The sequence below is a fragment of the Methanospirillum stamsii genome (assembly GCF_003173335.1).
Classification (GTDB): domain Archaea; phylum Halobacteriota; class Methanomicrobia; order Methanomicrobiales; family Methanospirillaceae; genus Methanospirillum; species Methanospirillum stamsii.
The window spans coordinates 68,763-80,487 of sequence record NZ_QGMZ01000012.1 but is presented as its reverse complement, the minus strand read 5'-3'; the positions used below and the strand labels follow the sequence as shown (position 1 = coordinate 80,487).

Genomic DNA, 11,725 nt, shown 5'->3' with positions numbered 1-11,725 from the left:
CAAAAAATTGTTTGAAGAAAAGCGAATTAGTCATTTGTAAGTTATAAATTCATAAACTTAGGCATAAAAAAATGGAAAAAGAAGATATTTTTTCTTCACTTCATCCCTCGCTTCGATATGTTCTTGCCTCATGGATGCGGTGGGAAGATCTTCGGGACATCCAGTTACAGACAATTCAGGCCTTTCGAACCGGATCTGACTTACTGATCATCTCTCCAACCGCCGGAGGGAAGAGTGAAGCTGCATTTATTCCGGTTTTGGATAATATCATAAAAAATGGCTATTTATTGCCTGTTTGCCTCTATGTGGCGCCTTTGAAGGCTTTGATAAATGATATCGCAGAGCGTCTGCAAAATATTTTATATCCCCTGCAATTTGATCTCCTGGTTTGTCATGGGGACACCCCTCTGGATAAAAAATCTGAAACTCCGGTAATTCTCATGACCACCCCGGAAACCCTGACCGTTCTTTTATACAAAAAGAACGTATCACTGCTTTCTTCAGTCAGATACTGTATTATTGACGAGTTACATACCCTCGCAGGAACAACCCGCGGTTCACAGATCCTCACTGCATTAAACCGTATTGAAGAAGAAAATAGGAATAGAATAACAAGAATCGGTCTTTCTGCAACTATTGGAAATCCTGGAGATGTTCTTGAATGGATGAGAGGAAGTCATGAGGGATTAGTGGTAACCGGAGAAAAGCTCTCTAAAAATAATACCTTTCATCTCTTTTCATCAGAAAAAACAGATATTCCCCTGATACTGTCCCGGGAGTTGCCAGGAAAACGCTCTCTTGTCTTTTCCGGAAGCAGAAAGGAGACAGAAGTCCTGGCATCCACGCTAAAAAATGGTATTCCGGATGTTTTTGTTCATCATTCATCATTATCTTCAGGCATAAGAAAAAAGACTGAAGAGAAGACTACTCAGGGCATTCCATTCACCGTTCTATGTACAAGCACACTTGAACTGGGAATTGATATCGGTGATCTGGATCTTGTTGTTCAGACAGGTTCAGCCACATCGGTCGCATCTTTTCTACAGCGTCTTGGAAGAGCAGGAAGGAGGGGAGGTGAACCACTGATGTATCTGTTTTCAACGAGCCCAGAAGAGACCTGTCATAATCTCGCAGCACTTTGTTGCGCAAAGAATGGCAGAGTAGAACCTGTTATCACTCCGCGATATCCGTATGATCTCCTTGTCCGCGAATTACTGCTTTTGGTGATGACGAGGTACCGGGTATCATATTCTGTATTTAAGAAGTTATTATCCAGAAAACCCTACAATTGGATTCCGGAAAAGCGTCTTCAGGAGATCCTCTCTCATCTCATTTTTAATGACTGGATAACCTGTGATGGTGATCTGTATATTCAAGGCGGAAAGATGGAACAGATTAGGAGAAATCCCGGATTTTTATACTCACTCATAGGAGATCTCCCATCTACCAGAATAATTTCCCGTGATGGTGAAGAGATTGGTTCAGTTCCGGTTTCTTCAGTTCCATTACACTGTTTTGTTCTTGGAGGTACTGCCTGGGAAGCAACCGGCCAGGAAGAAGGTGATTCTCTGGTTGTTTCTCCATCTGGTTGTTCTGCTTCTCCTCCTACCTGGCAGGGCACTCCTGCTGAAGTAACTCCATTGATTCTTTCAAAGGTGAGATCCCTTGTTGCAGGTGTCCCGGTTCCATTTCCTGTTTCTGATAAAATCAGGGATGAGATAAACATATTCAGAGAACAATTCCCCCCTGACTTACCTGATAAATCTATCTCTATTCGCATTATTGGGAATAAAACAGTCTTCTATACATTTCTGGGTAAGGCGTGGAACCGGGTAATTGGGATTTTTGTCGAAAAAAAATATGAATTCCGTTATATTCACTCAGATCTATATTCCATTACTTTTTCAGGCATCCTGTCTTCAACAACTATTACTCAAATCATTCAATATCTTCAGGATTGCTCATGGGAGGATATTGCCGAATACATACCCGGTCCCAAAAAAAGTGGTGACAGAAGACTAAGCCTGCTCCCTGAATCATGTATATGGGAACAATGGTGTTCAGACTCCCTCCATATTCCCTCCCTTCTGGAGACGATCAGAGGCCTTGATATCCGGTAATATTCTCCAAATCTTGTCCAATTAAAATTTCTCTGTTGTTTTCGTAAAGACTTTGAAATGTTTTTACTGCATCAATCAGCCCGTACCCATAGATGGGATCCCATCCGGATTCTCCTATGTCAAAGGTATTTGCATACACCGCACCCATAAGTTCGGTTCTGGAAATATCAGGGAAGGATGAGAGAAGCTGGGCAATAACACCGGCGACATGTGGTGCTGCTGCACTTGTTCCGGGGAAAGGAACCGGAAAACTCCCGGCCCCACTTACCTGGACGTTTGTCGGAGCACAAATATCCGGTTTCCATCTTCTTGTCGGCACCGGATTCTGAATGGTAACCGGTCCCTGGGATGAATCGGGAGAAATTGCATATGGTGTATCAATACCAACAGAACCTACCGTTATTACCTCTTCAAGGGCAGCATGTCCGAATATAGAATCAGCTGGATCTTTTACGATATCTGAATCAACCTGGCGGATATCAACATTTCGAATAAACATCTCCAGGATGTTTGGAGTCAGGTTTTCTCCATTCCGGATAATTGATAAAGAAGCCTGGATTGGTTCAGAGCCCTGCCAGTGATAAACAAGGTGTTCAAAAGGTTCCCCTGTCTCTTCCTGATTCATATTGCTGGTGGCAAGGACTTCACCCTTCTTTGGATCAGTAATAAACAGGTCGTAATCATGGGTGGCAGAACCCCATGGATCATCCCATTGAAGGGTGATAATCACTTCATCATCCGGAAGAAGGGTAATCTTGATTGCTGATACACCCTCTCCGAAGTCATGGATCGTTTTGTCAGGTCCGGCAGTGATTCCTGGTTTCCATGAACCCTGATAATGGAGGGATGCAAAATTTCCTGAAACGGTGATGTATATCAGGTCTGGATACGCTGTTAACACATTTCTGATGTGATCAGCAACATCGCCATCTTCAAGAAAGGGTTGTTGAAAAAAATACAGATCATCACAGATAATCTGACAACCTGCCTGAGCCAGATATGAAACGGCTTTTTTAAATTCTGCTGAACTTCCACCATATGCGTAGAAGTAAAGATCTGCATCAGGCGCAAGATCGTGGATTATTTCAAGCATTGCAGTGCCTTCATCACCGGACCCTGTGGCAAAGACGGTGACCTCTGCAAGTTCTCCTGACTCCTGGGACTCCTGCAGTGATTCTACACCATTTCCAATAACTCCGACCTTCACCCCTTTCCCTGTGGATCCAAACACTTCCCTGATACCATTACTTCTGACCAGAAGGTCGCCCTCCGTTTGAAGTGTCCCTGCACAGGTGACGATGGTTGTGTCAGGTTGATTACCGGTAAAATTGGTATCAGAAATGGCAGCAGAGCTGAGGCTTACCAGCACAATGAGTACACATAACGTTAAACTCGCCCTGCCCCACATACTCAAAAACCCCCTGACATTATCCGTCCGGACAAAACCCGAATTTCAGGAATCTTCCATCTCAACAGACAATGTTTTTTATATGGTATCCTCTGTCTGTATTCGTAATCATCTTTCTGAATGGTCATTGCAGGAGGGGGAGTGAATATGGTACCCAAACCGGATTTTTCCTCTCTAAATGTGAAAAATCAGATAATCTCCTGGGATACATCCTGATATTTCTGATAATTCCGGGATGATTGGTAAGGCACTATAATCACCTAGTAATAAAAATTATTTTGTATTGTATGCAGGAACAAAAACAGCCATCGATAACACGTACTGTAAGACTCTTTCTTCTAACCGTTCTGGTAGGAATTGTGTTCATCTTTACACCTGCTCTGGCAGTTGAAGAAAATGCAGGATATTTTGAAGTTACCTCTGTTCCGGAAGGTGCAGATGTTTTTATTGGTTCCCAGTTTATGGGCGAGACTCCTGTTTTAGTCTCATCCCGGAATCAGACCGGCGGGACTACCATAAAAGTGATGAAACGGGATTATGAAACATGGGAACAGAATATCGCCGGAACCCCCGGGCCTGGTCAGGTAGTTCCGATAAAAGCACTACTCGTTCCACTTTCTCCCTTTGGTACCCTCGAAGTCAGTTCATCTCCTTCCGGGGCATTAGTGACTGTTGATAATGGAATGGGTCAGATGACACCCTGGACATACCGGGATATTACGACAGGAACCCATCTTGTATCCCTGTTTCTTTCCGGATTTGAGCCGTACATAGTGAATATTGAAGTCCCCCCCGGACAGGTGACGAAACTACATGCACAGATGACCGTCCGGTCAGGTGCCGGGTCTCTGCAGGTCAGCACGGTTCCCGGAGGAGCGTCAGTCTATGTTGACGGAGTATATTCCGGAACTACCAATACGGCGATTGGAAATATTCCTCCAGGAAAACACCGTGTAGTCATAACCAAGGCAGGGTATGAGGATGTTGAGGAGTGGGTATTAGTAAGTATGAAACAGGTGACATTCCTGAACAAAAACCTCGTCCCGGCAACGAAAAGTTCAGATGGTGCGGTGGTTATTACTTCAGATCCACCAGGGGCATCAGTATTCCTTGACGGCCAGTTCAAGGGGACTACTGAAACCGGCCGGCCTTTGGAACTGACCGGAATTAGTCCGGGAAATCATACCGTATATCTGAGTATCAGGAATTACGAAGATAATACCTCGACAATAGAAGTAAAAGCTGGTGAGATTACTCCGATTTCTATCAGGTTAAACCCAAGTCCCATGCCCCAGGACTGTGGGAAACTGATTCTGAATACAGAACCCTCCGGTGCGGACATTTACGTTGATGGAAAGTTAGTTGGGGTAACTCCGGCTACAGTGGATTCTGTATGCTCGGGAAAGCATACCTACCGGCTGGTTCTTGAAGAGTATCAGGAATATTCTTCAGATGTTGATTTAATTCCCGGACAGGTTCTTCAGGTAAATACCGTGTTAATCCCGGTTGACAAACCTAGCGAGGAGACACCCCTGGCTCCAGTTCCTGTTATTATCGCAATTCTTGTTTTATCTTTGCTGGTATTTACACGAAGGAAGTAAGGAGAATAATTTTCTCCTCCTCTTTCCGTGCAGATATATACCGTGCCGGGCAATATGTAGAGAGCTTAATTTGCATGACCGGTTACCGGATGAATATAATCATATATTGTTAATACCGGTATCCGGTGATGTTTTCGGGAGAAGAGCATGCAGGACAATCCATCAATTCAGTTCGATGATCAAAGACTAGCCAAACGCCAGCAGCTTTTAGAAGAAGGAATATCTCTGTATCCTCATGAGTATAAACGCTCTCATACAATAGATTCCATCAGAACACAATTTTGTGAAGCAGGTCATGACCCGTCTTCAGAAGTTATCAGCACCGCCGGCCGGTTATACGGGGTTAGGGATCATGGGAAGACTTTTTTTGCTGACCTCCGGGATGAAACCGGCAGGATTCAGCTCTATATCCGGAAGGACGCCCTTCCGGAGGGGAAGTTTCAGACCTTTAAAAACTGTATTGAACGTGGAGATATTATTGGTGTTACCGGAAGGGTGTTTAAGACAAAAGTTGGTGAAATCTCAATATTTGTTGATGATCTGACACTGCTTACCAAAACCCTATGTTCACTTCCGGAAAAATTCCATGGGCTTACAAATCTTGAAAAAAGATACCGGCAGCGGTATTTGGATCTCATTGTCAATGAAGAGAGCCGTGATACTTTCAGGACCAGAAGCAGGATCATCTCACTTCTCCGGAATTATCTTACAAACGACGGATTCCTTGAGTTTGAGACACCTACCCTTCAGCCACTCTATGGTGGTGCAAATGCCCGTCCTTTTACGACCTTTCATAATGCCCTTGGGCAAAAACTCTATCTCCGGATAGCACCTGAGCTCTATCTTAAACGCCTGGTTGTCGGAGGGTTTGAAAAGGTTTTTGAGGTTGCCAAGAATTTCCGGAATGAGGATATTGATACCAGTCATAACCCGGAATTCTCCATGGTTGAGATTTATCAGGCGTATGCTGATTACCAGGACATGATGAGGCTGACTGAATCGGTAATCTCCTCAATAATAGTCAATATCACGGGTGGCGTCGAGGTATCTTTTGAAGAAAATCCAATATCCTACAAGGCTCCCTGGCAGGTTATGACCATGGAGGATGCGGTCAGAACCATTGGTGGTGTGGATATTTTTGCCCATGACATTGACTCACTCAGAAAAATTGGAAACGAGAAGGGCGTTGAAGGAATTGAGGAAACCAGTTCCCTAAGAGAGATGCTTGTTCTCTTCTTTGAGGCTCTCGTTGAAGATAAACTGATTCAGCCAACATTCATAACCGATTTTCCGGTGGAAAATTCACCCCTTGCAAAATCCCACCGGGTAAAAGAGGGGTATGTGGAACGTTTCGAACTCTTCATAGCCGGAATGGAGATTGCGAACGGGTTTTCCGAGTTAAATGATCCCCTTGATCAGATGCACCGGTTTGAGGGGCAGGAAGAGAAGCGACGTCTTGGAGATGAGGAAGCACAGATGCATGACTATGATTTTGTCAATGCCCTGGGGTATGGAATGCCTCCAACCGGGGGAGTCGGAATTGGTATTGACCGGCTGGTTATGCTGATTACCGGAAATTCCTCAATCAAGGAAGTGATCCTCTTCCCATCCATGAAGCGTGAACAGGTAACCCCTGAAACTGACAATGAAGCAGTCCCTTCTGATGATGAGAATGCATAATTTTTATTTTAATTGTTTTATTCGGCAAATCATTTCAAATTCTCTTGTTTTTTTGTTTTGAAGTTTCTCATTTTTGAACCTTTTTTTTCTTAATATGAATCAGATTCTCTAATATTTTTTAGAAAATATTATACGTCAATAAAAAACATCCTTGTCATATTGTACATGGCATAAAACAGGTGTCTTTCTGGAGAACTGACCCTGCACCAGATGATCGATTTATGTAATGGCAGAAAATTTCATAGAATCGGTATCTGGAAAAGATGCGGGAGTTTTACCATGGGGTCAATACGTGGACTGGGGGTTAGGATGCAATGAACCGGATCATTATATGTGCAGTCTTTACTGCGCTCTTGTGTATACTATGTTGCAGCCTGGGAATGGCAGATATTCAGGAGAGTACTATTCCTGATATTTCCGATCATCAGGTGCAGTTTATAGAAAACGCCGGACAGGCACATGAAGACATTCTTTATCAGGTGAAATCAGCCAAATTTTCGTTTGATTTTACCCGGGATGCTCTTTTAGTCAATGGACCGTCAGAATGTGAGGAATGTGAAGAAAACATTTCATCACCGGTAATTGTGACGGTTGCAGGTGCCCAAAAGAACGTTTCTGTTGAAGCTTTTGATAAGCTTCCGGGTTATGCGAATTTTCTTATTGGCAGAAACGAGTCAGACTGGCAACAATACGTCCCCTGGTATGGGGGAATCAGATACCTGGATATTCTTCCCGGGATAAATCTTACCTACACCGGAAAGAATGGTGTCCTGAAACGTGAATTTGTCCTCAAGGAAGGTGCAAATCCGGACGCAATCCGGCTGGTATATGGAGGATCAGATGGTCTTTCTATTGCTGATGATGGCTCTCTTATGGTTTCAACATCATTTGGAAACCTTACCGAACTTGCACCATATTCATACCAGGATATCAATGGAACCCAGGTTGAGGTTGAATCTTCCTATCGGATATTAGAGAATGGAGAAGTAGGATATGACATTGGGGATTTTGATCCCGCCTATCCGCTGGTAATTGATCCTTCTCTTGAATACTCCACGCTTCTTGGGGGAAGCCTGGAAGACTATGGTATGGATATTGCCCGGGATGCAAACGGTGATGTATTTGTCACGGGGTATACTTCTTCATGTAATTTCCCGCTGGAAGATCCGATTATCATCAATACTGCGTTCATGAAATATAACGGGTCATATTGTCATAACAGCCGTGATGCTTTTATTACGAAAATTATTGTAAATGAAACAACCGGTAATGCAACGATTGATTTCTCAACCTATCTTGGTGGGTCAAAGTCTGATTTTGGTCGAGGAATTGCTGTTGATCCGGTTGGCTCAATCTATGTGACCGGAGATACCTTCTCAGAGGACTTCCCATGTATGCTTCCCTTTGCATACGGAGGGGCTCTTCATGGCTCAAACGATGCCTTTGTTGTAAAACTGAATCCGACCGGAGGGGTGATTTACTGGTCCGATTATATCGGGGGTAACTTTGCAGATCAGGCCAATGATATTGCTCTTGACAGTCTCAATGCTGTGTACCTGACCGGTCAGACGGTTGGAAACAGCCCCTACAAGGCACTTGAGAAAAATTTCCCGGTTACGCCGAATGCCTACCAGACAGCACCGAACCCTGATGCAGTAATGGGTGATGCTTTTGCGGTGAAAATCAGTCCAACCGGACAGACACTTGAATATTCAACATATATCTCCGGTTCAGGCCAGGATTCCGGGAATGGAATCACGGTGGATGGACAGGGAATGGCCTATGTTATCGGGACAACCACGTCATCCAACCTCCTGCCTTCAGGTGTGCCGGGTTACCAGAAGTCTCTGAAAGGTGGCCAGGATGCATTCCTCTTTAAGATGAACTTCCAGGCAGGAATTCCCCCACTTTACGCAACCTATCTTGGTGGTACCACTGGTCATGATTATGGTCAGGCGGTCGCGGTTGATTCGGCAATGAGCGCCTATGTAACCGGTGCAACCGCTTCAACTGATTTCCCGGTGACCAACCTTGCCATGCAGACCGTGAAAGGATGGCCATACGACTACTTTGAAAAAGATGCATTTGTCACAAAATTCAATTCTGAAGGAGAAGGGCTTGTTTACTCAACTTATCTTGGAGGGACCAAGGATGACTGGGGATATGATATCAAGGTTGACTCTTCCTTCAGGGCACATGTGACCGGATATAGCCGTTCATCACAGATTCCTCGAAGCGGTCTTGTAGATCCCATAAAACAGGCATCCGGTGGCCAGGATGGTTTCCTTACGGTAATAAAAAGTGATGGAAGATCTGCTCTGTCCTCAACACTCTTTGGTGGGTATCGTGATGATGTCAGCCATGGAGTTGCCATATCGCCTGATGGTAATACCAGTTATGTGACCGGATATACCAGTTCGCCAACCATGCAAAACCTTGTCTGTGGTGTAGACTGTGAAAGTGAGGCATTTCCTGTTTACAAGTGGATTAACCAGACAACATACTGGGGTTGGGATTATGATGGTGGGAAATTCAACGGTAGTTATTCCGGTAGCTTTGATGCCTTTGTCCTGAAATTCGGACAGTCTTCCTTACATCCTTCCTTTACTGCAACTCCTACATGTGGAACGGGTGATCCGAATCTGACGGTTACCTTTACCGAAACAACAACCGGAACAGGAAACATTCTGAATAGGATCTGGAACTTCGGAGATGGGAAGATATTTGATTCCGGTTCTACTCCGATGGTTGTTTCTCATAATTATACCGATCCGGGTTCATACCTGGCAACCCTCACGTTATATACGTATACAAGCGTCCTGACCAGTGATCCGACGAGGATTACATTCTGCAGAGATGATATCAGTGCCAATTTCACCGTCGCAGGCTATAACAACACTCCAGAGATCATAGACGTTCCGTATAATACTGATATTACCTTTGATGGATGGGCTTTGAATTATACTCCGGCTTCATACGAATGGCAGTTTGGTGACGGTTCATTAAACCAGACCGGACAGAAAACTCATCATGTCTTTACCAAAAACGGAACATTTACCGTTAATATGACCGCTCCATCCGGGACCTGTTGTGATAACAACACGAATGTCCGGGGATCCAAAAACCTGAGGGTACTCAAGAAACCACTAGCAAGGTTTGTAAATAGTACCGCCCGGATTGGATGTGCACCTTTAACAGTTCAATTTACTGACATTTCTCCGATTAATCCCTCTTATGGAGAGCCAACAGCATGGCAATGGAACTTTGGAGATAATACTAACAACGTAACAGAAAAGAATCCAATACACACCTTTGTGTTTCCTGGAACCTACACGGTCACCCTGACAACATCAAATATTGCAGGTTTAGATTCATATTCAAGAGCTGGATATGTTATCGTTAGCGGGAACGTAACTGCAGGATTCACTGCTTCACCATTAACCGGTACCGCTCCATTGGGTGTCCAGTTTACTGACGGATCTGATGGAGTTCCAACATCCTATATTTGGGAATTTGGTGATGGTGGTACGAATACAACAAGCAAGAATCCATATCATATTTACACATCTGCAGGAATTTATACCGTAAATCTTACAGCAGGTTCTGCCTGTGGTCCGTCTGCACATGCAAATAATACGGATTACATCACCGTTAATGGGAATATGACTCCCAAAATAATATTTGGGAATAATGTGCCCCCCAACTCTCCTAATCCGGTAAATGGGACTGCAGTACTGAATGTGACCTTCCTTGGAGATACCTTTGATGGAACACTTATTGACCAGGCAGTATGGAAATTTGGAGATGGAGTCGCTAATACCACAACCCAGACCAGAATGAGTTGGTGGCCCGCTGATAACAGTTATTTCAATACATCGCATCTGTATTACACAATAGGGGATTACACCCCACATCTTGATGTGTTTAATAACAGCTATGACTGGGGCTATTCCGGAGGACTGTATACTAATTATATCGGGGTATATCCTCCGTTAATTGCGAATTTCACCGCAGAACCCACCACTGGTATCGTGGGACAGAGTATCCTGTTTACGGATCATTCATCCGGGAATCCCATCAACTGGACATGGGACTTCGGAGATGGCACGGTCACATCAGGTTCTCCGTCTGTTACTCACTCGTATGGAAGTACTGCCGTTTGGCCAGTTCAGCTTATAGTGGAAAATAAATATGGCGCAACAAAGGTAAGTCCCCTCGTTATGGTAAATATTAACGCGGCTGATACGAGTGGGGATATCAGTTTTGTTCCACAGAATGTCACTCTTATGACCGGGGATCCAAATTACCGGATTGTGAACATTCTGCTTAATAAAGCTGATTACGGGCTCTCTTCCTACAAAGTAAAACTTGATATGAACTCTACTGCCCATGCAAAAATCCGAAACTGGGCGACAGAGCCTTCCTGGGTGGATGACTTTGCATATACGGTGAGTCCGACATATGACTCAATTACCCTTTCAGGGCTTTTATACAGCGGGTCGGTACCTCCTGGTTCAAGAAATATTTCCCTTGGAAATATCAGCCTTGTCGGTAGTTCGACTGGTGATGCGAAACTTTCCTTTAATGTGAGTTCCTCTTCGGCCCAGTATGGATCAAGTTACATGAGTCTTACCGGAAATGTTCCTGCGGATATTCATGTATATGAGGTCAGTGTTCTGCCGGGACAATCGAATCCTCCGACTGACATCTGGCCGGCAGGGGAACATGACGGGCTCATTGATGACTTTGATGGAAATGGTGTTGTGAATACCAATGATGTGACGGTTTTCTTTAATACCTGGGTTGATACCGGCTTTGCCGGAATGCCGGTTCCGCCATTTGATTATAACAATAATAATGTTATCGATACTGATGACATTGTTAAGTATTTCAACCGAATATGGTGATAAAAGCAG

5 protein-coding genes are annotated in these 11,725 nt (G+C 44.2%); 4 read left to right on the top strand and 1 reads right to left on the bottom strand.

Annotation, left to right across the window (positions count from 1 at the left end):
* Window positions 1–71 precede the first annotated feature (71 nt).
* On the top strand, window positions 72–2,120 hold the full coding sequence (locus DLD82_RS06345; RefSeq protein WP_109940275.1) for a DEAD/DEAH box helicase: 2,049 nt from the start codon (window positions 72–74) through the stop codon (window positions 2,118–2,120).
* Here DLD82_RS06345 and DLD82_RS06340 read toward each other — a convergent pair.
* Window positions 2,098–3,528, bottom strand: a complete 1,431-nt coding sequence (locus tag DLD82_RS06340) for a S8 family peptidase (RefSeq protein WP_109940274.1) — start codon at window positions 3,526–3,528, stop codon at window positions 2,098–2,100. The two genes, DLD82_RS06345 and DLD82_RS06340, sit on opposite strands and share 23 nt — an antisense overlap.
* A gap of 287 nt (window positions 3,529–3,815) precedes the next feature.
* On the opposite strand from DLD82_RS06340, the gene DLD82_RS06335 reads away from it, so the two are divergent.
* From DLD82_RS06335 to DLD82_RS06325, 3 genes are all read left to right on the top strand, one after another.
* Entirely contained in the window at window positions 3,816–5,129 is a 1,314-nt protein-coding gene (locus tag DLD82_RS06335) for a PEGA domain-containing protein (protein ID WP_109940273.1), read from the top strand.
* Window positions 5,130–5,276: 147 nt separating this feature from the next.
* Window positions 5,277–6,809, top strand: coding sequence for a lysine--tRNA ligase (gene lysS, locus DLD82_RS06330; RefSeq protein WP_109940272.1), 1,533 nt, complete (start codon window positions 5,277–5,279; stop codon window positions 6,807–6,809).
* A gap of 314 nt (window positions 6,810–7,123) precedes the next feature.
* Window positions 7,124–11,716, top strand: a complete 4,593-nt coding sequence (locus tag DLD82_RS06325) for a PKD domain-containing protein (protein WP_109940271.1) — start codon at window positions 7,124–7,126, stop codon at window positions 11,714–11,716.
* Window positions 11,717–11,725 lie beyond the last annotated feature (9 nt).